The organism is Bacillus sp. FJAT-18017 (genome assembly GCF_001278805.1).
In the GTDB taxonomy this organism is placed as follows: Bacteria; Bacillota; Bacilli; order Bacillales; family Cytobacillaceae; genus Bacillus_D.
Genome location: NZ_CP012602.1, coordinates 2,297,500 through 2,322,798 on the forward strand (window position 1 = coordinate 2,297,500; position 25,299 = coordinate 2,322,798).

Here is a 25,299-nt window from a genome sequence, read left to right on the forward strand (position 1 = left end):
TGGAAACTATTTATAGTATGCTAATACCAGAAACGGAGGGATCTATCTTATGTCAATGGCATATGAAGAATATATGAAGCAAATGGTAAGGCCAATGCGTGAGGAATTAACAAATGCAGGCTTTAAAGAATTAACAACTCCTGAAGACGTCGATGCTTTCATGGGTGAAGCAAAAGGGACGGCTGTCGTTGTGATCAACTCGGTTTGCGGCTGTGCAGCAGGCCTTGCGCGCCCCGCGATTACACAGACAGTCATGAACACTGAAAAACAACCAGACCATCTGGTTACAGTTTTTGCAGGCCAGGATAAAGAAGCAACCGCAAAAATGCGCGAGTACTTCGGGGACATCCCGCCATCATCGCCATCTGTTGCGCTATTGAAGGACGGCCAGGTTGTCCACTTCATTCCGCGCCATGATATTGAAGGAAACACAATGGAAGGTGTCATGGAAAACCTTACAACAGGAATTAAAAATAATTTCTAAAAGGGATGCCGCTTGGCGTCCTTTTTTTCGCTAAAAAATCTGACCTCACCAGTTTGCGAGGCTGCTCTATCAGGAGATAATATATGTTTGTAACCACAGCGTACCGAGTAACTGAAACAATGTTAAATAAGGCTAAGGGAGTCGCAATCGACCTTGATATCCCTTTCTATACTCGCGGGAAAAAGTCGATATCACGCATGCAGGAGGAAAGGGGTACGGGTTGCATTGTCGCGGGGAACGAAACTCTCAAACTTTTTGGTTTCGGAGAAGACGCTCCTTTTTTCTTTCACCCGTCTTCCGCGATGTTCCGAGTCAAGAGGCTGATAGAAGGGGGAAGTGACCCTCTAATCGAAGCAGCAGGCCTTGAAAGAGGCCACTCATTCCTGGACTGTACACTTGGGCTCGCCTCAGATTCGATAGTCGCAAGTTTTGTCACCGGAAAAGAAGGTATGGTAACAGGGATTGAAGGCAATCAATATGTCGCTTATCTTGTGAAAAAAGGGCTTCTCAGCTGGACAACAAGCGTTGCCCCGCTTGATGAAGCAATGAGCCGTGTACAGGTTGTAAATTCCAATTCTTTATCTCTTTTAAAAAGCCTTCCCGACAATTCGGTCGACTGTGTGTACTGGGATCCGATGTTTGAAGAAAGCATCGACGAATCGGAGGGAATCAGGTCGCTCCGCCAATTTGCCTTGTACGAAGGGCTTGGTGAAGAGGAAATAATAGAGTCGCTGCGAGTGTCTCGCAACCGAGTCGTGCTCAAGGATCATTTCAAAAGTACAAGATTTGACGAGTTTGGCTTCAGGCGGGCAATCAGGAAAGCGGCCAAATTCCATTACGGATACCTTGAAAAAAAATAACAGCCGGCTCATGTCCGGCTGTGTGTTTCCTTAATCAAAAATCGAACAATATATGAAATAGCCAAGCATCATCAAGCCGCCAGTCATAATCACCCACTCCATACTTTCCACCCCTAAAGAAAAAATTTTCATTATATTTATAATATCCATATAAAAAACTTTAAAACTCATTAAAAAAAGAAGTATAATAGGCTTATACATAAATGAAGGGGGGATAGGCATTTGAAAAAGTGGATTCGGAAATCATTCATGGTCATGGTATCGATCCTTACATTTGGACTTATTACACCAGCCCAGATGAACTTTCTTGATCAGGTCAATGCCGATACTAAATCACCAGGCCGAGGGTCTGCTGAATTTGGCCCGAGCATACCAACCCAGTTTCAACAAACCCCCTCCATTACCCGTGATCAATTTATAGAGGATATGGTAAAGCTGGCAGAGACCCGCTCATATGAAAAATTCGGGACTAGAATAAAGCCAGTGATTGAGAATGAATTTAAGGAAATCATCCTTCCTAATATAGAACAAGCTATTTCCAAAACAGCTGCCCAGTTTCCTGAGGAAGACCTGACTGGACTGGCAATTTCTGAACAACCTGGTGCAGGGCTCTCGGAAAAAATCTTCCATATCAAGGATGTACGGACAGGAAAAGATGTCATCCGCTTCCATGTCAGACGGGACAACCCGCCACAGGCAGGATACTGGTTCAATTTCCACTATCATACTGCCCATGACAGCTTCCAGGAACATCATGAGCTTGGCAGCATTTACTGGGACAAGAATACTCCTCCGAAATGGATGGCTTAATAGATTACTAACTTCATTGCTAAAACAACCCGGCGGAAACGCCGGGTTTTTCATTGTCCCAGGAAGATGGCCGATTAAATTTGTGGGCAACTAAATTTTGTAGTAAGACAACTGCGCTTTTGTTCCTGTTTAGCCACAATTTCCATCAAACCCACAGCCTGTTTCCACTATATAGATGGTATAATTCTGGTAGACTATAAAAATCGCGTACTGGGGAAATGAGAATGAAAAAGCTTTTTTTAATAGTGGTTCCGGCGGTGCTGTTCTTCTTCCTTATCTCCACTTCAAAAGCTGCTCCTGGTGGTGTGGCGCTTGCCAATTTCAATGGCGAAACACCACTCGGCCAGCATTTGCAATACATTGATTGGGGAAACCTGTCAGGGACGGTCCTTTTACCCGAGGAAACGTTCGACACTTTCGAGGCCGCGGCAATTATCCAACGGCTTGCAAAGCTTCCAGACTCGCTCCTTTCAAAGATAAACAAGGAAGGCATCGTTGTCCGGCTCTTTGAAGGCAGACTGACAGATAATCCGACAGCAAGCCATTTGAAAGGGGAGACGCCCCGTGGTTATACGAATGGAGCGACCTGGGATGCAGTGCCAGGTATTGGCGGCTCGGAGGTTGTCCTTGTGAAAATCGGGGCAAGCGAGAAAGGGAAAGGTCATGGCTCTATTAATTTGGAGCTTCACGAGCTCGCTCATTCAATTGATAATCTTGTATATGATGGTCTATCGGAACAAAAAGCTTTTATCAAAGTGTGGGAAAAGGAACGAACCAAGCTTTTTCCGGGACTTAAATATTTTAACAACTATCCAGAGGAATATTTCGCAGAAGCATTCGCGCTTTATTACTTATCAGAAGAGAGTAATCAATTTTTAGAAAAAACTGCTCCTCTCACATATAAATTGATTCAAGACCTTGATTAATATCAGGGTCTTTACTTTTGAGCAAAAAGATTTATTGCATCCGACCTTCCATGAGTGCAAATTGTCGAGTTTTCTACTAAAATGGAAAGGACAAACTATGGGGAGGGTCTCTTAGATGAAACAATATTTGGATCTTTGCCGCCATGTTCTTGAAAACGGGACAGAGAAAGGCGACAGGACAGGGACAGGCACGGTTTCGACATTTGGCTACCAGATGCGGTTCAACCTGCAGGAGGGCTTCCCGCTTATTACTACAAAAAAGCTGCATATGAGGTCGATCATTCATGAATTGCTATGGTTTTTGAATGGTGATACGAACATCCGATATTTGCAGGAAAATGGTGTGCGGATTTGGAATGAATGGGCGGATGAAGAAGGAAATCTTGGCCCGGTATACGGAAAGCAGTGGCGATCCTGGGAAGGTGCTGACGGGACCACGGTTGATCAGATCAGCGACTTGATTGAGCAAATAAAGACAAATCCCAATTCCCGCAGGCTGATTGTGAATGCCTGGAATGTGGCCGAAATTGATAAAATGGCGCTTGCTCCATGCCATTGTCTGTTTCAATTTTATGTGGCTGACGGGAAGCTATCATGCCAGCTGTACCAGCGTTCTGCCGACCTTTTCCTCGGTGTTCCGTTCAACATTGCTTCATATGCGCTGTTGACCATGATGATTGCCCAGGTATGCGACCTTGAACCAGGTGAATTCGTTCACACATTTGGCGATGTACATATTTATAACAATCATATCGAGCAGGTGAAGGAGCAGCTGAGCCGTGAACCAAGACAGCTTCCGAAAATGAACATTAATCCGGACGTAAAGGATATTTTTTCATTTAAATATGAGGACTTTACTATCGAAGGCTATGATCCTCATCCGCACATTAAAGGAGTTGTCTCTGTATGATTTCGTTTATGTGGGCCATGGATGAAAACAGGGTGATTGGCAGGGATAACAAGCTGCCATGGCATTTACCTGAGGATTTAAAATTTTTTAAACGTACAACAATGGGTCACCCGATTGCGATGGGCAGGAAAACGTTCGAATCTATAGGAAAACCATTGCCAGGCCGCGAAAATATTATTATTACCCGAAACAGGGACTACACCTTTGAAGGCTGTACAGTTGTACACTCTGTAAAAGAATTCCTTGATTATTGCAGGACAAAAGAAGAGGAAGTTTTTGTTATCGGCGGCGCAGAAATTTTCAAAGAACTGTTTCCGTATGCCGATAAGCTTTATTTGACGATGATCCATGCTCAATTTGAAGGGGATACGTACTTCCCGATTTTCCGCCCGAATGAATGGGAACTCGATTCAAGAGAAAAAGGACTCAGAGACGAGAAAAATCCATATGATTACGAGTTTCTTATTTACAAAAGGAAATCCGGAGGAAAGCAATGATCAGGCTGGCAATCTGTTTTGCCTATATTTGCGGCTATCTCTTATACAGCACCATTGAGCTTCGCTGCTTGAAAAAGCTCGACCCCGCCTTGCTAGTGGCAGTCCGCGACAAAATCATACATGCAACACCGAAACGCTGGTCAAGAAACATCATGAAATTGACAGGGTCAAAAGTAACCGTAATTGGTGAGGAGAATATACCTAAAGGTGCTGTTGTGTTCATTTCCAACCATGAAGGCGATTTTGATGTGCGGGTGCTGCTCGGGTATTTGTCAAAACCGTTCGGATTCATTTTAAAGGTTGAAGTGAAAAAGGTACCCATTATGAGAAAGTGGATGGAGTTAATCAGCTGTGTTTTCATGGACAGGGGCGACCGCAGCCAGGCTATTGCATCTCTTCGTGAAGGGTCTGAAATGCTGAAGCAGGGACATTCACTGGTGATTTTTCCTGAAGGCACCCGCAGTAAAGGCGGCGATGTCGGCATGTTCAAATCCGGCACCTTTCGTCTTCCCAAAGATGGAGAAGTTCCAATTGTCCCAATCTCGATTCAGGGTACATCGAATGTTTTTGAAAAAAATGGACGTCTCATAAGGCCCGCTGAAATCACTGTCACGATTGGCGAACCGCTGATGCCGGAGATATTTCTTCAAAAAGACTTGAAGCAAGTGGCAGAAGAAGTCCGGCTGACCATTATTGCCAACATGGATGAAAACAGAAAGGTATCCTAATCAAAAACATCAGCCAATTAGGATGGCTGATGTTTTTGATCTAAAATAAGAAAGAATACCTTTTTTTCAACTGTCTGGCTCCAGCGCCTAGCGCCTAGTGTACTTCGGTCCCCTCGTTACGATAAGTCAACATCGATTCGCTACGCTCATCGTGTTTCCTTTATCTCCTTCGAGGCCCTCCAGTCCATACGGCGCTAACCAAGGCGCTTGCGCTTTTCTTACTAATCCTGGTAACCAAATTGCTCATAGTGACTTAGCGCGCCTAACATCTTCCTAAATTCTTCGGGGCTCCGAAATTCATCTTCCTGAAAGTGTGTTCGGATCCATTCAATCAATTCCGAAGGGCTGTTAAAGAAAACACCACTTGTATCGCTTTTTCGAATCATATAGCGGCCGTTGTCCTCATCAATTGTCACTTCGACTGGCAACGCGCCTTCAAAGCTATCCAATAAAAACTCCATCAATCCCACTCCCTTCGGATTCTATTTGGTATAGTATATGTAGTTAATTGCCTCAAAATTAAACAAGTACGAACAATTCCTTAAAAAATACCGGGTATTTTTTCTTATGTAACCCTTGTCCTCGATTGACTTAAGGCCTCGTTCTTGTTACATTGATACAGGCAGGACATAGCAGTTAACCTGTTGCAAATGCCAAATATCACACTGCTTAAAATACGTGAGATTTTGTGAACTTACTATGAATTTTGAAGTGATTTACCCTAAACTGGCCAGTAAAGTACTATAATCATAGTAGATTTATAAATATGAAACTCTGAAGGGGTTGTAAACACTATGTTGAATAATATTGGTGTTCCTGGATTAATTTTGATCCTTGTTCTTGCATTAATTATTTTCGGACCTAAAAAGCTGCCTGAAATTGGACGCGCTTTCGGCCAGACACTACGTGAATTCAAAAAATCCACTCGCGAACTGACTAGCGATGTTATGGAAGATTTTGAAGAAGATAAAAAGAAGGCAGAGAAAAAAGCTTAATCCATAAATTGTAAACCACGGGGTTCACTTACCTTGCGAGCTTGAGGGCGGAGCTTGGGGAGGAACCCTTTTCTACGCTAATTGGAAAGTTATTTTCTTATTGCGCATATATGAATTTCGCCATTAAGTGAGTATTTTGTTACCCGCTATTAAACTGCTCTACCGGCCCGCAGTTTTAGAAAAAGGCAAAAAGTACACGGCAGGGAGAACGATATGGAAGATAAAGAATTAAACTTAGTTGATCATCTGGATGAACTCAGGAAGAGGATTATCATCACTGCAGTTGCCTTTGTGGCATTCTTCATTGCCGGATTCACGTACGTGGAGGAAATTTATCACTGGTTTGTCCGCGATTTAGAGGTTAAGCTAATTGTGCTCGGACCAAGCGACATCGTCTGGATCTATTTTGCACTGGCCTCCCTAATTGCCATCGCCGGAACCATTCCAGTACTGGCCATACAGCTCTGGATGTTCGTCAAGCCAGCGTTAAAACCAGTTGAACGAAAAATTTCCTTATCCTATATACCTGCATTGTTCATTCTGTTTATAGTCGGTTTGGCGTTTGGATATTTTGTTATTTTCCCGAACGTCCTCAAATTTCTGGTCAATCTCGGCGGCGATATGCTTGTCACCAACTTTACCGCTGAAAAATATTTCAGGTTCATTTTGAATATGACCTTGCCATTCGGAGTTTTGTTCGAGCTGCCGGCAGTTGTCATGTTCCTGACTTCGCTCGGAATCCTGAATCCGTATGTTTTAACAAAGATTAGGAAATACGCATATTTTGTGCTAATTGTAATTGCAATTGTGATTACACCGCCAGATCCAATGTCTGATTTCCTTGTCATCATTCCATTGCTGCTGCTATATGAAATTTCGGTGAACCTCTCGAAATTTGTATTTAAAAAGCGGCAAAAGCGGCTTAAGGCAGAGGAAGCGGAGTTCGCAGCTGAATAAAAGATTGAAGACAGAACCCTGGCCTAATGGCTGGGGTTTTTCATTTGGAAAAGCATTTGTAGCAAGTTGATATTTTAAAACTGATGAATGACATTTCAGGTTTTTGAAAGAGGCAAAGTGTCATTCATAAGGCCCGATGAATGATAAAACAACCCCCCCCCCCGAAATTACATGCATCTATATTCCCCAATCTTGGATCACATTTGAAATTACTCCTTTAAATCTTTACACATCAAACCAAGTTCAAAAATCTTTCCGAATCAATTTTTCACTAATAAAAATGTGCTTAACTACTGGAATAAAAAATAACCACCCTGCAATTGTTTCGAAAACAGGCATACGGTCTTCCATGGTAGGATGGACAAGGTTCTCGAGGTATGCGATGAAGCATTGCGAGGGATTGGTGTGATTCCGGCAAGCGGATGGGGGCTAAAGCCGGAGTATAGCTGCTTTGATGCAAAGCTAAGATTCACCGTGGATGTCGGCGAGCCGTGCAAAACGAAGTGCCGCTGCGGAGATGTGATAAAGGGGCTAATCACGCCTGACGAATGCGCCTTGTTCGGAAAGACATGCAAACCAATGAACCCAATAGGTCCTTGCATGGTATCAGCAGAAGGAAGCTGTGCCGCTTTTTATCAATACATGAGGGAGACTGTCTGATGGAAAAATATATCAACCTTGCCCACGGCGATGGCGGTGAACTTAGCCACAGGCTGATCCGGGATGTGTTTACAGAGGCGTTTGGTCAGACAGGAGCGTTGTTCGATGCGGAGTCTCTCGCATTATCTGGTACGAAGATTGCTGTTTCAACAGATAAGTTTGTGATTAAACCTATCCTTTTTCCGGGTGGGACGATTGGGAAGCTTGCTGTTGCCGGAACAGTCAACGACCTGGCAGTAAGCGGTGCGAAGCCGATGTATTTGACGTGCGGTTTTGTCATTGAGGAAGGCTTTTCGATTGCCGATTTGAAGCGAATTGTCAACGATATGGTGGCTGAAGCGAACAAAACGGGCGTACAAATCATAGATGGCGATACCAAGGTCGTAGAACGTGGCAGTGCGGATGGGGTTTATATTAATACAACCGGAATAGGAATCTATGAATATGGGATTGGCTGCAGCCTGGACTTTGAGGAAGGTGATGCTGTCATCATTTCCGGATCGGTAGGCGACCATGGCATCGCTGTTCTGTCCGCCCGCGGGGAGCTCGGTATTGACGTACCTATTAACAGCGACTGCGCTTCGTTAAATGCGATGTTAGGGGCTGTTTTGGAGCGAACGGCTGGCGTCAGGATTATGCGGGACCCGACTCGTGGAGGGCTGGCGACGACTCTTGTTGAAATCGCAGAGGATTTTGGGCTGACGATCAAAATAGAAGAAACAGAGATTCCTGTTAAGGATGAAGTCCATGGAGCCTGCGATATGCTTGGCTTTGATCCGCTCTATTTAGCGAACGAGGGCAAGGCTATTATCATTGTTGCTGAAAAGGAAAAGGACAAAGTGATGGATATTCTCCGCGAGTTCCCTGAAGGCAGAAATGCGGCTTTAATAGGTTCAGTTTTTAATAAAGGACAAGGTCGGCTGTTGCTAGAAACCCCGCTCGGTTCACGGAGAATTCTTAACCGGCTTTCTGGGACAATGTTCCCACGGATTTGCTGATAAAAATAATACCCCCCCCGCTTGCACTTCGCAGCGGGGGTTCAATTTTCTACATCATCATTTTGGCACATCTTCATTTACGGACTGTCTCTCCTTCTTCCAGCTCTCGTATTTCGTATATTTACAGTACTCCATGAAATCCTCTTTCCTCATACCTTCCTTGATGGCTGTTAAAATCAGTTCCTTCCATTCCTTATCGAGTTCTACTTCCGTTTGCGGTGCTTTACCCTCATTACAGAGCAAGTATTCAATCGTTGTTCCAAGTGTAATGGCGACTTTGTTCAAAACCTGCAGTGAGGGATTTGTCTGCATTCCTCTTTCAATCTGGCTCAAATAAGATTTTGAAACATCGGCCAGCTTGGCCAGCTCCGAAATCGAATACCCCCTCAGTTCTCTCAACTCCTTGATCCTCGATCCCAGCATCGAAATTCTCCTTTTTAAGCTGCCTTAATTTAATACTGTTAATTCATTATACAGAACAAAATATTCTTTATAAAATACGAAATAGTAAGAAAACAAGAGATAATACGAGATAAAGAACGATTTTCGTTCTTTATTTAGAATATTTGGGGATTTTTGGGGTTTTTCAAGTTCATAAGGATGACATATACTCAACTTGTAAGTTCTTTAAAAAGAACAAATAAGTTTGAAAATAGAAATTATTATTTACATAATTAAATACTTCTTGAAGAGGCTTTTGAATGGAGGTGGTATTATCCGAATTAAACGATTAAAGATTTCGAAGAGAAAGACACAATATTTAAAATTAATAGCCCTTCAATTTTTAGCCATTTATTACCTTTTCGTTATTTCTTTAACGTTAATATCCTCAACAAATCCTTATTTTTCGGATAAAACATACGGGTCAATTGAAATAAAAAACAAAGATCACTTTTACGGAGAAAAGGACTCGAGCAGTCTTGCTTCGGTAAAAGCATGGATTGAGTGTCCTAAAGTATATGCAAGTTTTATTAATAAGGGTGGAGATATGTTTGTAGATACAACATGGTCTGTTTATAAACAAATAGAAGGTAACAACTGGAATATAATTGGTACCTATCCCTTAAAAGCACTTAAATCAAAAGAAACTAGAGTCTTGGAATATACACCCAAAGAATCAGGAACCTATAGATTTGTTGTGCAACAAGTACCTACTCACCCTGGAAATAGCCAACCGAAAATAGAAACTTCTTATTTTGATTATAATAAATGCCAATCAAATAAAGCTTCTATAAGCCAGAATAAACAAAATAAGAAACAAACTTCAGAGGACCCTTCGTTAACAGAAGAAAAAACTGAAAATCAAGTTATTGAGTTAAATCCACAATCAATTTTAACTGAAGGTAAAGATGAATCTGTAAACGTAAATGAAGCAAATCCGGCTGAAAGTGTCCAATCCAATACAAAAATATTAGAAACTCAAAAAAGTGAAACCAATATTCAATCAGAATCATTAGAAACACCAAAGTAGCACTTTTAACAGAAAAAGACTATAAGACAATCACAGGAGGGAATTGAACTTGAAAGTTTTTAAGATTATTAGCCGTATTTTAAGCAGCATAATTGTTGTTTGTTTGGTAATAGCAGCCATCCTTGCTATTAGCTCTCGTTTATCAGGGGGAACACCAAAGTTCTTTGGAAAAACTATGATGATGGTCTTATCAGGTTCAATGGAACCTAAAATTCATACTGGTTCTGTAGTTTTTGTTGAAGATATAAAAGATCCCTCTCTATTAAAAGTAGGTGATGTTATTACATTCAAGTCTCCAGTTGTTAAAGATAGAATCATTACACACCGGATAAAGGAAATTAAAAACACTGGAAATTTAGAGTTTGTTACCAAAGGTGACAATAATACATCTGATGATCCTTTAACCGTACCACAACAAAATCTATTAGGTAAATATTCTAATATTACGGTTCCATACTTAGGTTATATTATGTCGTTTTTACAATCCAAAAAAGGGTTAGGGATTTCTTTAATCATTCCAGGGGGTTTGCTTATTATTCTAGAAATGTTCACGATTTGGAGAACCTTAGCGAGTCTTGATAAACCTAAGAAAGAACAAGCTATACCCAATTAATGGTTGTTTCTTCCCGGTTTTTAAAACGAGAAGTTCAATAATAAAAATTACCTACATATAGGGAAAGAGGAGGAAATACAAATGTCAGTAAGAAGAAAATTAATGGGCAGTGCTGCAACAATTGCTTTAGCAGGTATGGCAACAATCGGCGGATCATTTGCTTATTTTTCAAGTGAAGCAAATGCAGCGAGTAAATTTACAAATGGTACATTGGTTTTAGCGCCAAACGCTCCACATCTACAACATTTTACACTTGATAACTTTAAGCCTGGGGACAAATTGGTCGCTGTTACAGATAACCAAGAACCGGCTATGGTTTTAAACAATCAGGGAACTCTGCCAATGAACGTTTTTGCTAAAATTGATACTAGCAGCGTTAAAGGAAGTACAGATGCAATTTGGGTAGATAAACTGGAGTTTGGGGAAGTTGATGTATTAGCTAAATATCCTGCAATTGATGCTAATGGTGATAAGCATGTAACACTAACTGAATTGGGCAATTTCTTTAAAGGTGACACTACTGTTAACGGTAATGATGTTGTGGGAGTTGGTAAGTATATCGGATTCCTTCCTGCCCCTAAGCCAGGATTTGACTGGAATAATCCTAACCAAGTACCTATCAAATCTGTTAAATATCAATTTACGTTCAATGATGATGGAAAAGACCAAAATGGTCTTCAAGGAGATGTAACAAATATCACTTTTAAATTTACCGGTCTTCAATATGAAGGAAAAACAATTGACAGCACAAAATTAACAAATGATGGCAAACCAGGCGGTGGCGGAGATTATACTCGTACCGATGACATCAACGATCGCGAGGGAACCAAAAACGACAAGTAATATGAGTAAATAGGAGGTGGGGGCATCCCTCACCTTCTATTACTTAATAACCTTTATAGAAGAAGGGGTGGCTTTTGAAACTAAAACTATTGCTTTTAGTAACGGTTTTTGTAATGTTATTGGTTATAAACAGTCCCATTTCACAAACGAATGCACAGGTTTCACAGAAACTCAAAATAGAAACCTTTCCAAGTGAAAAGTTTTTGGACGTGGGTATGTTAAAACCTGGAGACAAAGTAATAACTACATTAGATGTAATAAATACCGGTAACATTCTTTTTTCTTATAAGACTACCGCTTCGTTTAACGGCGGGTCAAAAAAATATTATGATGCATTGCATTTAAATATTAAAGATCAGAATGGAAAGGTACTTTATAATGGTAGCTTAAAAGACTTTAAAGGGTTAGAGCCAAGAAAGTTGCAGATTTTTACTAAAGAAAAGCTCATTATAGCAGTTGAGGTACCTGCCGAGTTGGGAAATGATTATCAAGGACTTAGTAGCGAATTTAAATTTAAATTTTTCGCCGAAGATACTCTCGATGGCCTGATCCCTCCAGACGATGTTCCTTTTGGACCGATTGATACACCACTAGGACCAATAAAGCTTCCAGTCACAGCGACAGAAGCATTCAATTTCCTTGCTGCTGGATTAATCCTGCTAACTGTTGGCTTAACGATAAGGTATATTATCAAATTTAAAAAGAAAATAACCAACACAAGTTTAACCAGACCCTGAACAGGATAAAGGATATCAGGGTCTTTTGTACGTATACGGGCATAATTTGATTACATAAGACGTATTTTATAGGGTATTTGATGAGGGGGAGCGGAGAGGGATGTATAAAAAGATTTGTACGGAATGTGAGAAGCCGTCCTACAGCAGCTGTGATTCAGGGACATGGCTTTGCCCGGTTTGCGGTGCTGATATTACAAAGGTGAATTTGCATGCGCCTGAAAGCCAGCGCGGGCAGAACCAGGTTGAACTGTTGTCTGGACAGTACATAAAGCAACAAGGTAATCAGAAACTATATCATGAGCTTGTTTAATCCACTATTGACCTAAATTATTCAATAAATCTGCGCATAATCAGACACATTTCGAGCATGCATTACGGTATACTATACTCAAACGGGTGAAAAAGAGGATTGATACTATTTTAATAGTGAAAAGCCTGGAGTTCACAAATGCAGTGGGATTGAAGGTTAAAATTGTGGAGATTCCTGTATTGGAGAAAGATAATCCGAATCAATTCATGATCCGATTCCGTTTGCAGACATTTATGATGAGCCTGAATGAAGAACAGCAGCCGAAACCTTGCTATTCCTTCAGGGATTATTTGAAAAGGACCTTGAGATGGCCTGATTATGAGCAGCTTTACTCGTCTTCTACATTAAAAAATAATGCTTGATAAGTGTGGGTGCCGAAAAATCGGCATCCTTTTTCGTTGGTATCGATTGATTCTAATAGGTATAATAAGTTCTAAGTGTAAATTAGCAGGGAAGTGAATGTATTGGCAAAGATAAAAATAGTTACTGACTCCACACATGATATGCCTAAAGAGATAATTGACCAGTATGGAATTGAAGTGGTTCCGCTGACAATATCCGTTGCCGGAAAAACATACACAGATGGCGTTGATATCCACCCGGAAGAGTTTTTAGCAAGAATGAAACAATCTCCGGAGCTTCCGAAAAGCTCGCAGCCTTCCGCTGGTGCTTTTTTAGAGGTGTATGACCGGCTTGGAGCAGAAGGTTACGATATTCTGTCCATCCATATGACGGGAAAAATGAGCGGAACTGTACGCTCGGCTGAAAGTGCTGCCGGAATGACGAAATATAACGTCACCGTTGTTGATTCGAAATTCATTTCAAAAGCTCTCGGCTTCCAGGTGAAGGAGGCAGCCATTATGGCAGCCAACGGCAAATCAATGGAAGAAATCCTCGCGCGGCTTGAGTCCATGAGTGAAAATACACGTCTTTACATAATGGTTGATACGCTTGAAAACCTGGTGAAGGGCGGCAGGATCGGAAAAGGCAGGGCTTTCCTTGGCTCACTTTTGAACATTAAACCGATTGCCTCTCTTGAAGGAGCCGAATACAACCCGGTTGCCAAGGTGCGCAGCTACACACAGGTTGTTAAGTTCCTGGCAAAACAATTTGCCGAGGATGTAAAAGGCAAGTCGATAAAGAGCGTAGGAATCGCACATGCCGGAGCGGAAGAACTTGCAGGAAAAGTCGCAGACAGCATCCGTGAAGCAACAGGCTTTGATGGGGTTGAAATTGACTATACGAATTCGACAGTCAGCACCCATACAGGCCCAGGCGCGTTTGCACTAATGTATCACTTTGAATAAAAGGATTGGCCGGGACTTTATATGTTCCGGCCTTTTTTGATGAACAAACCGAAATCCTTTTCACTTTTGAAAACGTTTGATAAGATAGGGACGACTATAGAGATATGACGGCGGTGAAGACGGTGAAAACAAAAGTAGTTTTACTGATAATGGCAGTTTGCGCTATGCTGCTTTCAGCCTGCAACAAAGAATTGGAAGGTGCGGAAGATTGGCCGCTTAAAGAATTTACCTTCACAAACCAGGAAAATAAACAGTTTGGCACAAAGGACCTTGAGGGCAAAGTATGGATGGCTAGCTTCATCTTTACTAACTGTGATACGGTCTGCCCGCCGATGACGGCAAACATGAGTGAAATACAGACGATGGCCAAGGATGAGGGTATTGAGAATATCCAGTTTGTTTCCTTTAGTGTCGACCCTGAGAACGATACACCTGAAGCTCTCAAGGAATACGGCCAAAAGTTTAATGTTGATTTGAAGAACTGGAACTTTCTAACTGGCTATGAACAGGAAGAAATAGAAGAGTTCGCCTTGAAAAACTTCCAGACTCTTGTCAAAAAACCTGAGACTGATGACCAGGTACTCCATGGAACTTCGTTTTTTTTGATTGGCCAGGATGGTAACGTTAAGAAAACATACCCTGGTGTCTCTGACGTACCGAGGGACCAAATTATTGAAGATATCAAAGCTTTGCAATAAAGCCCTCAATTGGGCTTTTTTTGTTAATGTCTTTTTAGTAGGCGGACCAAGGACAAACAAAGTTAGATGTCTATAGACGACTGTACCCGAGTTTTTTAAGGTCACAGGGTCGCATCAAGTTCTATTGACGACCGTACCCAATTTTTCTTGGTCCACAGAGTCGTCAAGCAGCTCTATTGACGACTGTACACAATTTTTTCTAGCTCATAGAGTCGTCAAGAAGCTCTATTGACGACCGGACACCACTTTTTCTAGCTCATAGGGTCGTCAAGAAGCTCCATTGACGACCGGACACCACTTTCCCTGACTCACAGGATCGCCAATAAGCTAAAAATTTACTACTATACCCAAGTTTTCATGTTCCAAAAGCCCAACATATCTTTGATGAGCCAAACTAGGATCCAATGAAAAACCAATATTATTCAGGGTTGTCCCGGTGCTTTTCAGGCATTCCAGCTGCCGAGCAATGATATAATAAGAAAAAACCGTGAAGGGAAGGTGAAGCGTGTGTGGAAGAGGATTGGGTGCATTTTGGCAGCAAGCCTAGTATTGGCATCGTGCGAGGGCAACACTGAGTGGCAAAGCCATAGTGCAAGGGAAACCGTACTTGAAGCGGAACGTACGATTCCCGAAGATTTTATCCCACGCACGTTTTCCGTTGCCGCTATTGGTGATTCACTCACCCAGGGTGTTGGGGACAGCACGGATAGTGGCGGTTATCTCCCGTACCTGGATGAAATGCTTGAACAGGAAAAGGGCGTCAAGAAAGCGAATTTTATAAACCTTGGTGTCCGCGGAACGAGGAGCGATCAACTCCTGGAGAAACTTGATACTACAAAGATGAGGAATGCCATCCAGGATTCCGATATTGTTCTCGTTACGATTGGCGGTAATGACATGATGAAAATTGCCCGGGAGAACATTCTTAATCTGCAATATGAAGTATTTGAAGAAGAAATGGTTTCCTATACCGAACGAGTCAATCAAATCTTTAAAAAAATCAGGTCGGAAAATCCAGAAGCGGCCATCGTACTGATCGGGGTATATAATCCGTTCGGGCAATGGTTTACTGAGGTAGATGAATTGAATCAAATTGTTGATGATTGGAATGAAGCCGGAAGATCGGTTGCCTCACAATACTCCGATTCCTACTTCGTTGAAATTGGCGATTTGTTCGTGGATACAGACGTGAATCTCTTGTTTGATGACCAGTTTCATCCGAACGATAAAGGGTATGAATTAATTGCAGAGCGTGTTTATGAAACGCTTGGAGAAGAAGCGCTGCCTGTTCTGGCCGGAAGGGATTAGACTGCAGCTGATGAGGGGAATTTTGAATGAAAAATAGGTGGAAAACCGCCTTCTTTGTTTTGTTGGGCTTGATTGTAATTGTATTTGCTACATTGATTATTATGGCAATCCTGCCGGGGGAAAAGCCTGAAGCAGAACCGGCGAAAAATATCGATGAAGATAAACATGTTGGCTTCGCAATCCGAACGAACAGAGAAGACGTAAATAAGCTAGTTAATTATTATTTGGAAAAAGAAATAGGTTCAGCTCCGATTGACTACCGTGTACAGGTTGAAGATGACGTTGCGCTATACGGCAGCGTGCCATTTTTTAGCCAGGAGCTTGATATGAAAATGGCTTTTGAGCCAGAGGCGCTTGAAAACGGTGACCTGCTGCTCAAGCAAACGAATCTTCAAGTTGGGAAATTGCCTCTACCAGTTCCATATGTACTTGATTTTATCAGGAAAAATTACAAGCTTCCGGCTGGAGTTGAAATTCTCCCGAATGAGGAAGTCATTTATGTACACATGCAGGAACTCAAATTGAAAAGTGATGCCAAGCTAAAGGCCAATACCTTTGATTTAAAAAATGATGATATATCCTTTACATTGCTTGTTCCTGTTAAAGAATGAGTGCCCGTAAGCTGGGCACTCGTTTTTTATGAGAGAGTGGATTGCAAACATATTTTAAATTAATTAGGATCCTTCCTAAAAAATACATGACACATTCCAATAAATACATGACACAATCCAATAAATACAAGACACATTCTAAGAAATACAGGACACATTCCAATAAATACATGACATTTCTCAAAAAATCTCTTCATCGTTTATTGGCAATGTGACGATTGTTTCCGGCAAATCCCCTATAAAAGTTACGCACATCATGGTTTACTGCACGTTAATAAGGTATAAAAACAGCTTTCAGTTTCCCATCTCCTTCAACAATACATACCAAATACGCTTGATTCTTCTCGAAAACAGCATCATGCATTGGCAGGATAACCGTTTTTGTTCCCGCTAGTCTTGCTTCAAGATTATAGGACGCCGGTGTAAGTGCAAGGATATCCGTTACCCTACAATAGGGCAGGGAGGGGAAAACGACATCGCCTTTATGGACGGAAATGTCGAGTTCCTGTTGAGATGAGGCCAGATGAATGAACCTTGCTGCTGCCTCGCCTCTTGGCACATGGTCATCCAAACCGCACGTTATTACGTCTGCCTTGCCATCTCGACCCGTTACAGCGATAAAATAATTTCGCTCCTTTTCGATAAAAAATTGGGCAGAATCGATCCACTCTTCTCCATGAAACACATCGATTTGGCACTCCCCCTCTGGCAGGGCAAATTTTAGGCTGTGCTCCTTATAAGGAAATTCTTCTAGGATTGGTAACCCGTTTATTAGAATACTAATTTCTTCTACCAGTGCGCTGCCGTTAAAAAACGTTCCATAGCCTCGTCCGGGAAGATTACTTTGATAAAAATAATCCTGTTTCAAGCCGCTTCCTCCTATTGAAAAATTGGAAACATATTAATTAATTGTTTACTTTTTCCTGAAATATGCATATACTAAAACTATCTTATGAGAGGCGGGTGAAGTGTTATGAGTAAGTCAATTGTTTTTTCAGTTGTTGGAAACTCTAACACAGCCCGTACGGCTATTTAGGCATAAAGGGACAAATCCGTCCATTTCTTCCTGAATATTAGACCGCTGGCTGTGTATGCCAGTGGTCTATTTATATTTCAGGAGGAAAGAAATTTGAACTTACTAACTATTGGATTGAAAAACGATATTCAACAAGCTTCTAAGGAATTTACAAAAAGTGATTGCAACCTCGCCAGGGTCGCATTGGAGCATAAGCATATGTATCGTGTCTGGACGGAGGAAGGCGAACTGCTATGCGAAGTTTCTGGGAAAATGGCTTTCGAAGCATCAAGTAGGGAAGACTTCCCGGCAGTAGGCGACTGGGTAATGGTTGCTGCGAGAAGTAATGAAGGTACTGGGACGATTCATGGAGTACTGCCTCGATTCAGCAAGTTTTCGCGTAAATCTGCTGGTAAGACTGCGGAAGAGCAAATTGTCGCTGCGAATGTGGATGTGGTGTTCCTAGTCAACAGCTTGAACGATGACCTTAACTTGCGCAGGATTGAACGCTATTTGCTGCTTGCCTGGGAAAGTGGGGCGAATCCAGTCATTGTATTGAGCAAGGCTGATTTAAGTGAAGATATTGAAGCAAAGGTAGCAGAAGTCGAGTCCGTTGCGTACGGGGTTCCTGTTATTCCAGTCAGTGCCGAGATGAACGAAGGCTTGGAAAAGCTGCTGCCATTCCTGTCACCTGGGAAAACTGTGGCATTGTTGGGCTCATCAGGTGTTGGAAAGTCGACTCTTACGAACAAACTTCTAGGTGAGGAAAAGCAAGCTGTCAAGGATATCCGCGAAGCAGATGACAAAGGCCGCCATACGACGACCCACCGGGAATTGATCTTGTTGCCGAATGGAGCCGTGCTGATTGACACTCCGGGAATGAGGGAGCTTCAGCTTTGGGAAAGCCAAGATGGACTTTCCGAGGCATTTTCAGATATCGAAGAAATTGCTGATACCTGCAAATTCCGTGATTGCCGTCATAATGATGAGCCGGGGTGCGCGGTCCAAGAGGCAATTTCTAATGGTTTACTGCCTGCTGAACGGCTTGCCAGCTACAATAAGCTGCAAAAAGAGCTTGCCTACATCGAGCGGAAAGCAGATAAACGGGCACAGGCTGAAGACAAGAAACACTGGAAAACTATCACTAAACAAGTAAAACATAAAAAACGGTAAAGGAAGGACCTGTAAAAGGGTCCTTTTTGATTTTGACTCGTAACTGCATTTTTTTGTTGGTATATCAAGGGTATTTAATCAACCTAATTCGCATCCCTTTTTAACACACTGACAGAATGCGAATTGAAGTGCTGAAAAAGATAAGCAGATTTTTGGATAAATATGTTAAAATTTAAGAAAAGCTTATCAACCTATCGAAGGGTTTTATAATACATAGGAGAATTCAAATATATTAAATCATTACGAGTGGGTTAGTATTCTTTCAAAATAGAAAACGTTTAAGGGATTGAGGTGGAAAAATGAAACTGAAAAAAATATTGTTGATTGTTTGTGTTGTAATGGTTGTGGCTCTACCATTGTTTTCTATGTTTTTTAGGGGCGGTCTGATTTTGGATATGGCAGGTATTCATCTTGCTAATCCCTTTTCTGAAAAAGTAACAGTGGAGGAAAATTATATAAGGGTTGATAAAAATCAGAATAATGTGGCTGATCCACTAGACATAGTGAATGCTGCAAGGAAGGAAGTGGAGAATCGAACTCAATACAAGAGTGCTTATTATGAAGGCGGATATCCACCAGATAGCGAAGGTGTATGCACAGATGTTATTTGGAGAGGATTGGCCGGAGCTGGTATAAATTTAAAAGAATTAATGGATCAGGATATTCATGATCATCCATCTTTATATCCCCGTGTAGAGGGAAATCCTGATCCTCATATTGATTTCAGGCGGGTTCCTAATCAGTATGTCTTTTTTCAACGTTTCGCCGAATCTTTGACGACCGAATTAATTCCAGACGATCCAGATAATTTAGCCGAGTGGCAGCCAGGGGATATTGTGATTTATTTGGAGGGTACAGACCACGCAGGCATCATTTCTGATAAACGGACAAAAGATGGAATACCTTATTTAATTCATAACGCTCCTCCCTTTGCATCAGAAATTAAACTAACCTCTTATAAACAAACTATTGTGGGTCATTACAGATGGAGATACTGATTTTCTTATAAGGAAAAAACGTCAAGTTAAAAGGAAAGACACTGTTAATTCGAATTTTGTGCTTCAAAACTGAACTCATTGTTTTTTTAATAGTGATCACTTGTAATGATGAAAACTCCCTGATAACTATCCTATTGGCTCCTGCTCGTAACCGAAAGCATTTCATTTTCTATCCCAAGAATATTCAAATATAATTAACTCGCATTGTTATTCCGAGCTCGTAACGGGAATAGGTATACAGAGGATATTTTTCAAGAAGGGAAGATTGCACATGTTTAAAAACTTATTTGGTAAAAAAGAGAAAGAAGTTGTGACTGAAGTCGAGCTTGCGTCGCCGCTAACTGGAACGGCGACAATGCTGGAAAACGTAGACGACCCTGTTTTTTCACAAAAGATGATGGGTGACGGGCTTGCGGTCATGCCTACTGAAGGGGTTGTAGTGGCACCAGCAGACGGTGAAATCGTCCAAGTGTTCCCAACCGGCCATGCTGTCGGAATCAAGGTGGCAAATGATGCTGAAATCCTGATTCATATCGGCCTTGAGACGGTTGCAATGAAAGGTGAAGGATTTACTGCCCATGTTCGTGAAGGTGACAAGGTGAAAAAGGGAGACAAGCTTGTCAGCTTCGATATGGCGCTAGTGACAGAGCGTGCCAAAAGCACAGTCACACCGCTAATCATTACCAACACCGACGCGATGAATATTGAGCAGCTCGCATCCGGTGAGGTAGAAGCCGGCGTAACTCCTTTCCTCAGAGTTTCTGCAAAATAAGTAAAACCGCCCATTGAGGCGGTTTTACTGTTTTTCAGGGAGTTTGCTTTTTTGAGCCATTCCACCTGACAGGATAAATTTCATTGCATCCTCAGGTTTTACATCGAGGATTTCGACCTGCTCTTTAGGAATCAGGAAGGTAAACCCTGCAACTTGGAAGGTTTGTTGGACATAAACAGCTACGTACTCCTTTAACGGTTCATGAAAGCTTTCAAGCTCCTCAGAGGTAATGAAGCCGAGGCTTTTAATTTCCGTGCCAGGAATAGTGATAAGCGCAACCTTTGAAAAAGACTTCTTTTCGCCGAGAAAGGAATTGACTGTATCCTTAATAACCGAATAAATCGTTTTGACGAATGGAATTTTTTCGAGCAGTTTGTCAATCAAAGCTATAAGTTTTCCAGTAATAAACCTTGTTGACAAAAAGCCAAGGAAAGTGATCAGTGCGATCGTAACCAGCAGGCCAATTCCGGGGATGTATGTATCCTCCATATATGGGCGCAGAAGGTTGCCGAGCAATCCATCGAGAAACAGGAATGTCTTGTATATGACCCAAACCACAATGATAATTGGGACAATCACGATAATTCCATTAATAAAATTTTTGGCAAGTGACTTCATAACTAAATTCCCCATTTGTTTTTCTCTAGTATAGCCGCCGTTACATGAATTTGAAACGTTATTGTTTTTCAACAACGATTGCTTTTATTTTAACAGAAGGCTGGCCGCTTTTGGAATCTGTAGAGAGCCTCTCCCCATTAAATGTGAACCGGATTGTGTGCTGGCTGTCTTCAAGTGAACTTGCAATATAGTTGTAGCGGGATCTTTCAAACGGCCACCAGGTAGCCAGTGTCTCCGCAGGCTTCCCGTCGATTGTGACATCGATCATTCCACCGTCAGGGCCGCGCTCAAGCAGAAAGCCAACCATTGTTCCTTCGAATGTGTATTCAAGATAGCTATTCTTCGTTTTACTAAAATAGCCATCACGCATGTTTACAAATCCTGAATTAATAGAAGGATTGGTTAGCAATTTATAGTCAATTCCAAGGTTGCCGTTTACCGGAGAAGGCAGAACTGCAATCTCTTTGGTATTTTTGGCTTCGGATTTTTCTTGGATTGTTTTTAAAATTTCGTTTGCGTAAAGGAGATAGCCCGCATCATTAGGGTGAACTTTGTCTGTTGTCAGTTTGTCCGGACTAAGTCCTGATGCATTGAAAGGGATCCGCATATCGATGTTGGTAGCTCCATATGCTTTCGATAGCCGTGCAATTTCCTTGGCGAATCCTTCATAAGCAAGACAGCTTTCGGTGATTGTCACTATATCTGCAGCTGGGTGATCGATCCTTAATACACGCAGCAGTTTTTCATAAAAGTAGGAAAATTGCTTTTCATTCATATACTTGCGGTCATTTTCCCCGAAAACAAGGAAAACCAGATTGACCGGTGAGGAGGGTTTCTCATCTTTATATTTCATGAAGCCTTCAAATGCAGTTGCCCCGCTTTGGACAATGGAGATCCGCTCCCCGTTTGAGCCGTACTTCTCTGAAACTCCTTTTTCAAAAAGAGAGAACCATGCGGTTGAAGGACTGCTTGCTCCTGAACCTCTGCCAATGCTGTCTCCAACAATCAAAAAGCTATAATCATCACCCGCAGCTATTCTTTCATAAAATCCATCTGCTTCTTCCGGAGTGTCCCTAGCCCCAGTTACTTCAAATAATTGAAAAAACAATATAGATAGCCCGAATATTGAGGCAAGCATTAAGCCAACTATTCTTCGGTTCATAAGCATCAACATCCCATCATGTAATCCTACTGACATTTTAACGTAACCTAACTGTAATAAAAACAGAACAAAAGCACTATTTTTGCTCGAAAATTAAAATTCGAAGTTTCTCTTTTCTAATATGGGCATATGCACATTCAGGACATCAACCCATATCATATTGTGTGTTGAACAAATTAAAACGCGGAGGGATGCATACATGCATTACGGATATAACCCTTGTGGATATGTAGGCGGAGTAGGATTTGATGGCGGTCGTGATACGTTTGTATTAATTGTTGTATTGTTTATTCTCTTAATTATCATTGGCGCTTGTTACATTTGTGATTAATACTGCAGCACCTTTTCCAAGTGGAAAAGGTGTTTTTTTGTTGTTAAAATTTTATCCTAATACATTATTATTTGGATTAATCTCTTTCGAAAACGAGAGATGAATCAAAATTCAAAGCAGGCCATTCAAACGAATGCCCTGCTTTTATTATTTTTGCAGCACAGTTTCCAAGCAACAGCACGTTAAGCTTGGCTGCAGCTTTGAAAAGGCACTTTATTAAAAATGACCAACATAGGCCAGCTTCGGTAAACGGTTAAAATCTGATAAATTGTGATACAGTAAATCAATGTGATTTTATAAGAAGGAAATGTGTTTTAGGACCAATTTTGGATCACGGTATTGGCCGAAGAAGAGTTTTTTGCAGGAATTTTCCTTTTTGCAAACTTATTGACGCAGCCGCCAATTCTGGTATGATAAGAATATTTTTAAGGTATGTTCTATTCTTAAATAATAAGATGGGGATACGGATTTTTAAGGCAAAGGAGGAGAATTTGAATGTTGAAATCATTCTATCATTTCCTTATGAAATACAGACATCCAAAGCCAAAAGATAACATTAGCGAATTTGCGAACGAAGCGTTCAAAGATCATAGCTTCCCAAAAACATCCGAGGATTACGATGAACTGAGCAGGTACCTCGAAATGAACGGCCACTACTTGCCATCGATGTCTGTTTTTGATGATGCATGGACTGAATACATCGAGACAGAGAAGAGATAAAGCGGAAATATCTTTGTGGATACTTTAGGGCGTTTTAGTGGGCAATGAAAATAATTTTGAAATGCTTTCTTCAAGGACAATTCGATGTGTCTCCAAGCATGAAATGTCCTTGAAATGCGTCTTCGAGTACAATTTGATGTTCCGCCGAGTTTAAAATGTCCATGAAATGCATCTTCGAGTACAATTTGATGTTCTGCCGAGCTTAAAATGTCCTTGAAATGCATCTTCGAGTACAATTTGATGTTCCGCCAAGCGTAAAATGCCCTTGAAATGCTTCTTCAAGATCAATTCGTTGTGTACCCAAATTTTAGAAATCTTTAGTTTAGATATTCAGCACAACTTTCTCCAACATTTACCATCGCCTTCCAAGCCCGGGGAGGCGATTTTTCTATTCGCCAATCGTGTGCGATTAAACAATATGTGCATATACTATTGTAATCATCGGAGCTCATAAGGGGGTGAATCAGATGGAGAAGGGGAAGCAACCAAAGTTTAAAATGGGTGAAACGGTTGTTATTGTCATGTATGGAACTGTTGGTACAATTACGGATATCCAATGGGTAGGCGGACAGTATGTGTACGAAGTGAACAAAAGTGAAGGCCTTTATGTCGAGTCCTCGCTCCAGCTGCTTTCGGAGTACGAAGGTACCCCTGTAGGGCAGGAGCATTTGGATATAGAATACAAATATTTTTTCGGAGATATTGTCCAGGTTAAGGGATATGGCAATGAATTATTTCGGGTTGTTGGTGTCAGGACAGAAATATGGCGCTACAAGGAAGATGCCTGGGAGGATATCATTTACGAGCTTGCCAGAGTAAAAGATGGCGAATGGCTTGAAGCAGGTGAAGAGGAACTAACTCTTTTGGCCGATGCCGATCACGCCGAAACATTCATCAATAAACTTGGTTTCTTGCATATTGTCGGTAAGCAAGAAAAAGCAAGGAAGCAGAAGCAAGAAGTGTCAAGAAAGAACGCAGAGGCTGAAGAATTAGAGCGAATAAAAGAACGGCGGCAGCTGATTGACCGTTTACTTGATATCTACAATGATTACCGGATATTGAATGAGATGTTCGGAGACCACGAATATATTCAGGTTATGGAAGTTATAATGAAGAAGCTGAAGAACCTGAACTCGAAAGACGGAAAAAAGCATGTCTGACCGTCCCTTCCATAGTCGTTCCCCACTATAATCAACATCTTTACAACCTTCAAGCGGCTAAATTTCCATTCTCTAAGCATGATTAAAACCACTTGAACATACATTCTCTAAAAAGGAGGAGATCAAATGGGAGAAATCGAAGTGATCATCGATACAGAAGAAATTGCTGAATTTTTCTTTCATGAGCTTGTGAAACGAGGATATACACCAACCGAAGAGGAACTTGAAGAGCTTGCAGACATCACATTTGAATACCTCCTGGAAAAGAGTATCATCGACGAAGAAAATTAAAGCCAACTGTAGCGGCCTGCCACAAGGAAGGCCGCATTATTGTGATAAAAATTATCGAGCAGCACCGAAACCTTTTTAAATAGCAAGCGTATATATCTTTATCAAAATTGGGGAGGAACAATGCAATGCTGAAAAAGTTGCTTAAAATGCTTATGAAATCAAAGATGCATAAACCATATTACAGCTCCAGTGATGCCTGGAAGCACATGAAGCACAAGAAGCATGGACACTACGGGCACGGATACTATAAACACTCATATAAAAAGAAGAGCTTTTCGAGTTTCTTCAGCAGCTAAAAAGCATGGGCAGCCATACCGCCTTGAAGCGAATCTGGAC

Annotated in this window: 33 protein-coding genes and 1 pseudogene; 29 read left to right on the forward strand and 5 right to left on the reverse strand. The window is 41.5% G+C overall.

Annotated elements, in window-relative coordinates:
- Positions 1–49 precede the first annotated feature (49 nt).
- From AM500_RS10610 to AM500_RS10640, 7 genes are all read left to right on the forward strand, one after another.
- On the forward strand, positions 50–484 hold the full coding sequence (locus AM500_RS10610; RefSeq protein WP_053599177.1) for a BrxA/BrxB family bacilliredoxin: 435 nt from the start codon (positions 50–52) through the stop codon (positions 482–484).
- Between the two features lie 83 nt (positions 485–567).
- Positions 568–1,344 carry a class I SAM-dependent methyltransferase gene (locus AM500_RS10615; RefSeq protein ID WP_053599178.1) on the forward strand — a complete coding sequence of 259 codons (777 nt, stop codon included), beginning with the start codon at positions 568–570 and terminating at the stop codon, positions 1,342–1,344.
- A gap of 222 nt (positions 1,345–1,566) precedes the next feature.
- Positions 1,567–2,154 (forward strand): YpjP family protein, encoded by a 588-nt coding sequence (locus AM500_RS10620; protein ID WP_156319788.1) that lies wholly within the window; start codon positions 1,567–1,569, stop codon positions 2,152–2,154.
- A gap of 224 nt (positions 2,155–2,378) precedes the next feature.
- Complete coding sequence (locus tag AM500_RS10625) at positions 2,379–3,080, forward strand: anthrax toxin lethal factor-related metalloendopeptidase (protein ID WP_053599179.1); 702 nt, start codon at positions 2,379–2,381, stop codon at positions 3,078–3,080.
- Between the two features lie 115 nt (positions 3,081–3,195).
- Entirely contained in the window at positions 3,196–3,990 is a 795-nt protein-coding gene (locus AM500_RS10630; protein WP_053599180.1) for a thymidylate synthase, read from the forward strand.
- A complete protein-coding gene (locus AM500_RS10635) occupies positions 3,987–4,487 on the forward strand; it encodes a dihydrofolate reductase (protein ID WP_053599181.1) in 501 nt (166 codons plus the stop codon). The genes AM500_RS10630 and AM500_RS10635 overlap by 4 nt, the downstream gene beginning before the upstream one ends.
- Entirely contained in the window at positions 4,484–5,215 is a 732-nt protein-coding gene (locus tag AM500_RS10640) for a lysophospholipid acyltransferase family protein (protein ID WP_053599182.1), read from the forward strand. The genes AM500_RS10635 and AM500_RS10640 overlap by 4 nt, the downstream gene beginning before the upstream one ends.
- Positions 5,216–5,436: 221 nt before the next feature.
- On the opposite strand, the gene AM500_RS10645 is transcribed toward AM500_RS10640, so the two are convergent.
- Positions 5,437–5,676: a hypothetical protein gene (locus tag AM500_RS10645; RefSeq protein ID WP_043933675.1), complete on the reverse strand. Its 240-nt coding sequence runs from the start codon at positions 5,674–5,676 to the stop codon at positions 5,437–5,439.
- Positions 5,677–6,009: 333 nt separating this feature from the next.
- Here AM500_RS10645 and tatA point away from each other — a divergent pair, with 333 nt between their 5' ends.
- The 4 genes and pseudogenes from tatA to hypE all read left to right on the forward strand — a co-directional run bounded on the left by tatA (position 6,010) and on the right by hypE (position 8,825).
- Complete coding sequence (gene tatA / locus AM500_RS10650) at positions 6,010–6,210, forward strand: twin-arginine translocase TatA/TatE family subunit (RefSeq protein WP_053599183.1); 201 nt, start codon at positions 6,010–6,012, stop codon at positions 6,208–6,210.
- Positions 6,211–6,423: 213 nt separating this feature from the next.
- Positions 6,424–7,167: a twin-arginine translocase subunit TatC gene (gene tatC / locus AM500_RS10655; protein WP_053599184.1), complete on the forward strand. Its 744-nt coding sequence runs from the start codon at positions 6,424–6,426 to the stop codon at positions 7,165–7,167.
- Between the two features lie 357 nt (positions 7,168–7,524).
- Positions 7,525–7,827: pseudogene (locus AM500_RS10660) on the forward strand (hydrogenase formation protein HypD); the annotation flags it as partial.
- Positions 7,827–8,825: a hydrogenase expression/formation protein HypE gene (gene hypE, locus AM500_RS10665; protein ID WP_053599186.1), complete on the forward strand. Its 999-nt coding sequence runs from the start codon at positions 7,827–7,829 to the stop codon at positions 8,823–8,825. The pseudogene AM500_RS10660 and the gene hypE, both read left to right, overlap by 1 nt.
- 57 nt (positions 8,826–8,882) lie before the next feature.
- Here hypE and AM500_RS10670 read toward each other — a convergent pair whose 3' ends face one another.
- Complete coding sequence (locus AM500_RS10670; RefSeq protein WP_053599187.1) at positions 8,883–9,248, reverse strand: helix-turn-helix domain-containing protein; 366 nt, start codon at positions 9,246–9,248, stop codon at positions 8,883–8,885.
- A gap of 274 nt (positions 9,249–9,522) precedes the next feature.
- Between AM500_RS10670 and AM500_RS10675 the strand changes: the two genes are divergently transcribed.
- The 10 genes from AM500_RS10675 to AM500_RS10720 all read left to right on the forward strand — a co-directional run bounded on the left by AM500_RS10675 (position 9,523) and on the right by AM500_RS10720 (position 16,723).
- Complete coding sequence (locus AM500_RS10675) at positions 9,523–10,296, forward strand: hypothetical protein (RefSeq protein WP_053599188.1); 774 nt, start codon at positions 9,523–9,525, stop codon at positions 10,294–10,296.
- 49 nt (positions 10,297–10,345) lie between these two features.
- Positions 10,346–10,909 (forward strand): signal peptidase I, encoded by a 564-nt coding sequence (locus AM500_RS10680; protein ID WP_053599189.1) that lies wholly within the window; start codon positions 10,346–10,348, stop codon positions 10,907–10,909.
- A gap of 81 nt (positions 10,910–10,990) precedes the next feature.
- Positions 10,991–11,752, forward strand: a complete 762-nt coding sequence (locus AM500_RS10685) for a TasA family protein (protein WP_053599190.1) — start codon at positions 10,991–10,993, stop codon at positions 11,750–11,752.
- A gap of 74 nt (positions 11,753–11,826) precedes the next feature.
- The gene (locus AM500_RS10690) at positions 11,827–12,489 is read left to right on the forward strand and encodes a hypothetical protein (RefSeq protein ID WP_053599191.1); all 663 of its coding nucleotides are present in this window, start codon (positions 11,827–11,829) and stop codon (positions 12,487–12,489) included.
- A 100-nt stretch (positions 12,490–12,589) separates the two neighbouring features.
- Positions 12,590–12,799 carry a hypothetical protein gene (locus AM500_RS10695; RefSeq protein ID WP_053599192.1) on the forward strand — a complete coding sequence of 70 codons (210 nt, stop codon included), beginning with the start codon at positions 12,590–12,592 and terminating at the stop codon, positions 12,797–12,799.
- Between the two features lie 86 nt (positions 12,800–12,885).
- Complete coding sequence (locus tag AM500_RS10700; RefSeq protein WP_082347197.1) at positions 12,886–13,161, forward strand: DUF2535 family protein; 276 nt, start codon at positions 12,886–12,888, stop codon at positions 13,159–13,161.
- A gap of 102 nt (positions 13,162–13,263) precedes the next feature.
- Entirely contained in the window at positions 13,264–14,106 is an 843-nt protein-coding gene (locus AM500_RS10705; RefSeq protein WP_053599193.1) for a DegV family protein, read from the forward strand.
- Positions 14,107–14,210: 104 nt separating this feature from the next.
- Positions 14,211–14,804: an SCO family protein gene (locus tag AM500_RS10710; protein ID WP_197282681.1), complete on the forward strand. Its 594-nt coding sequence runs from the start codon at positions 14,211–14,213 to the stop codon at positions 14,802–14,804.
- 507 nt (positions 14,805–15,311) lie between these two features.
- The gene (locus AM500_RS10715; protein ID WP_053599195.1) at positions 15,312–16,112 is read left to right on the forward strand and encodes an SGNH/GDSL hydrolase family protein; all 801 of its coding nucleotides are present in this window, start codon (positions 15,312–15,314) and stop codon (positions 16,110–16,112) included.
- Between the two features lie 26 nt (positions 16,113–16,138).
- Positions 16,139–16,723 (forward strand): YpmS family protein, encoded by a 585-nt coding sequence (locus AM500_RS10720; protein WP_053599196.1) that lies wholly within the window; start codon positions 16,139–16,141, stop codon positions 16,721–16,723.
- A gap of 271 nt (positions 16,724–16,994) precedes the next feature.
- Here the strand turns inward: AM500_RS10720 and AM500_RS10725 are convergent, their stop codons facing one another.
- Entirely contained in the window at positions 16,995–17,591 is a 597-nt protein-coding gene (locus AM500_RS10725; RefSeq protein WP_053599197.1) for a DUF4397 domain-containing protein, read from the reverse strand.
- A gap of 261 nt (positions 17,592–17,852) precedes the next feature.
- Between AM500_RS10725 and rsgA the strand changes: the two genes are divergently transcribed.
- The 3 genes from rsgA (at position 17,853) to AM500_RS10740 (ending at position 20,681) form a co-directional block, all read left to right on the forward strand.
- Entirely contained in the window at positions 17,853–18,911 is a 1,059-nt protein-coding gene (gene rsgA / locus AM500_RS10730; protein WP_053599198.1) for a ribosome small subunit-dependent GTPase A, read from the forward strand.
- Positions 18,912–19,210: 299 nt separating this feature from the next.
- Positions 19,211–19,909 (forward strand): DUF1287 domain-containing protein, encoded by a 699-nt coding sequence (locus AM500_RS10735; RefSeq protein WP_053599199.1) that lies wholly within the window; start codon positions 19,211–19,213, stop codon positions 19,907–19,909.
- 271 nt (positions 19,910–20,180) lie between these two features.
- Positions 20,181–20,681, forward strand: coding sequence for a PTS sugar transporter subunit IIA (locus AM500_RS10740; RefSeq protein WP_053599200.1), 501 nt, complete (start codon positions 20,181–20,183; stop codon positions 20,679–20,681).
- 24 nt (positions 20,682–20,705) lie between these two features.
- On the opposite strand, the gene AM500_RS10745 is transcribed toward AM500_RS10740, so the two are convergent.
- Both AM500_RS10745 and AM500_RS10750 read right to left on the reverse strand, forming a co-directional pair.
- Positions 20,706–21,299: a DUF502 domain-containing protein gene (locus tag AM500_RS10745; protein WP_053599201.1), complete on the reverse strand. Its 594-nt coding sequence runs from the start codon at positions 21,297–21,299 to the stop codon at positions 20,706–20,708.
- Positions 21,300–21,357: 58 nt separating this feature from the next.
- Entirely contained in the window at positions 21,358–22,497 is a 1,140-nt protein-coding gene (locus AM500_RS10750; RefSeq protein WP_053599202.1) for an SGNH/GDSL hydrolase family protein, read from the reverse strand.
- A 163-nt stretch (positions 22,498–22,660) separates the two neighbouring features.
- Here AM500_RS10750 and AM500_RS24985 point away from each other — a divergent pair, with 163 nt between their 5' ends.
- The 5 genes from AM500_RS24985 to AM500_RS25805 all read left to right on the forward strand — a co-directional run bounded on the left by AM500_RS24985 (position 22,661) and on the right by AM500_RS25805 (position 25,259).
- Complete coding sequence (locus AM500_RS24985; RefSeq protein ID WP_082347198.1) at positions 22,661–22,792, forward strand: YjcZ family sporulation protein; 132 nt, start codon at positions 22,661–22,663, stop codon at positions 22,790–22,792.
- 498 nt (positions 22,793–23,290) lie between these two features.
- The gene (locus AM500_RS10755) at positions 23,291–23,512 is read left to right on the forward strand and encodes a YozE family protein (protein ID WP_082347408.1); all 222 of its coding nucleotides are present in this window, start codon (positions 23,291–23,293) and stop codon (positions 23,510–23,512) included.
- 467 nt (positions 23,513–23,979) lie between these two features.
- On the forward strand, positions 23,980–24,672 hold the full coding sequence (locus tag AM500_RS10760) for a hypothetical protein (protein WP_053599204.1): 693 nt from the start codon (positions 23,980–23,982) through the stop codon (positions 24,670–24,672).
- A 126-nt stretch (positions 24,673–24,798) separates the two neighbouring features.
- Positions 24,799–24,963 carry a YozD family protein gene (locus tag AM500_RS24990; protein WP_081773062.1) on the forward strand — a complete coding sequence of 55 codons (165 nt, stop codon included), beginning with the start codon at positions 24,799–24,801 and terminating at the stop codon, positions 24,961–24,963.
- Between the two features lie 125 nt (positions 24,964–25,088).
- On the forward strand, positions 25,089–25,259 hold the full coding sequence (locus AM500_RS25805) for a hypothetical protein (RefSeq protein ID WP_197282682.1): 171 nt from the start codon (positions 25,089–25,091) through the stop codon (positions 25,257–25,259).
- Positions 25,260–25,299 lie beyond the last annotated feature (40 nt).

Bases quoted from the DNA above. Each gene is read 5' to 3' on its own strand.
- AM500_RS10610 (WP_053599177.1), top strand. From the start codon at position 50: ATGTCAATGGCATATGAAGAATATATGAAGCAAATGGTAAGGCCAATG.
- AM500_RS10615 (WP_053599178.1), top strand. From the start codon at position 568: ATGTTTGTAACCACAGCGTACCGAGTAACTGAAACAATGTTAAATAAG.
- AM500_RS10625 (WP_053599179.1), top strand. From the start codon at position 2,379: ATGAAAAAGCTTTTTTTAATAGTGGTTCCGGCGGTGCTGTTCTTCTTC.
- AM500_RS10630 (WP_053599180.1), top strand. From the start codon at position 3,196: ATGAAACAATATTTGGATCTTTGCCGCCATGTTCTTGAAAACGGGACA.
- AM500_RS10635 (WP_053599181.1), top strand. From the start codon at position 3,987: ATGATTTCGTTTATGTGGGCCATGGATGAAAACAGGGTGATTGGCAGG.
- AM500_RS10640 (WP_053599182.1), top strand. From the start codon at position 4,484: ATGATCAGGCTGGCAATCTGTTTTGCCTATATTTGCGGCTATCTCTTA.
- AM500_RS10645 (WP_043933675.1), bottom strand. From the start codon at position 5,676: ATGGAGTTTTTATTGGATAGCTTTGAAGGCGCGTTGCCAGTCGAAGTG.
- tatA (WP_053599183.1), top strand. From the start codon at position 6,010: ATGTTGAATAATATTGGTGTTCCTGGATTAATTTTGATCCTTGTTCTT.
- tatC (WP_053599184.1), top strand. From the start codon at position 6,424: ATGGAAGATAAAGAATTAAACTTAGTTGATCATCTGGATGAACTCAGG.
- hypE (WP_053599186.1), top strand. From the start codon at position 7,827: ATGGAAAAATATATCAACCTTGCCCACGGCGATGGCGGTGAACTTAGC.
- AM500_RS10670 (WP_053599187.1), bottom strand. From the start codon at position 9,248: ATGCTGGGATCGAGGATCAAGGAGTTGAGAGAACTGAGGGGGTATTCG.
- AM500_RS10685 (WP_053599190.1), top strand. From the start codon at position 10,991: ATGTCAGTAAGAAGAAAATTAATGGGCAGTGCTGCAACAATTGCTTTA.
- AM500_RS10695 (WP_053599192.1), top strand. From the start codon at position 12,590: ATGTATAAAAAGATTTGTACGGAATGTGAGAAGCCGTCCTACAGCAGC.
- AM500_RS10710 (WP_197282681.1), top strand. From the start codon at position 14,211: ATGACGGCGGTGAAGACGGTGAAAACAAAAGTAGTTTTACTGATAATG.
- AM500_RS10720 (WP_053599196.1), top strand. From the start codon at position 16,139: ATGAAAAATAGGTGGAAAACCGCCTTCTTTGTTTTGTTGGGCTTGATT.
- AM500_RS10735 (WP_053599199.1), top strand. From the start codon at position 19,211: ATGAAACTGAAAAAAATATTGTTGATTGTTTGTGTTGTAATGGTTGTG.
- AM500_RS10740 (WP_053599200.1), top strand. From the start codon at position 20,181: ATGTTTAAAAACTTATTTGGTAAAAAAGAGAAAGAAGTTGTGACTGAA.
- AM500_RS10745 (WP_053599201.1), bottom strand. From the start codon at position 21,299: ATGAAGTCACTTGCCAAAAATTTTATTAATGGAATTATCGTGATTGTC.
- AM500_RS10750 (WP_053599202.1), bottom strand. From the start codon at position 22,497: ATGTCAGTAGGATTACATGATGGGATGTTGATGCTTATGAACCGAAGA.
- AM500_RS24985 (WP_082347198.1), top strand. From the start codon at position 22,661: ATGCATTACGGATATAACCCTTGTGGATATGTAGGCGGAGTAGGATTT.
- AM500_RS10760 (WP_053599204.1), top strand. From the start codon at position 23,980: ATGGAGAAGGGGAAGCAACCAAAGTTTAAAATGGGTGAAACGGTTGTT.
- AM500_RS24990 (WP_081773062.1), top strand. From the start codon at position 24,799: ATGGGAGAAATCGAAGTGATCATCGATACAGAAGAAATTGCTGAATTT.
- AM500_RS25805 (WP_197282682.1), top strand. From the start codon at position 25,089: ATGCTGAAAAAGTTGCTTAAAATGCTTATGAAATCAAAGATGCATAAA.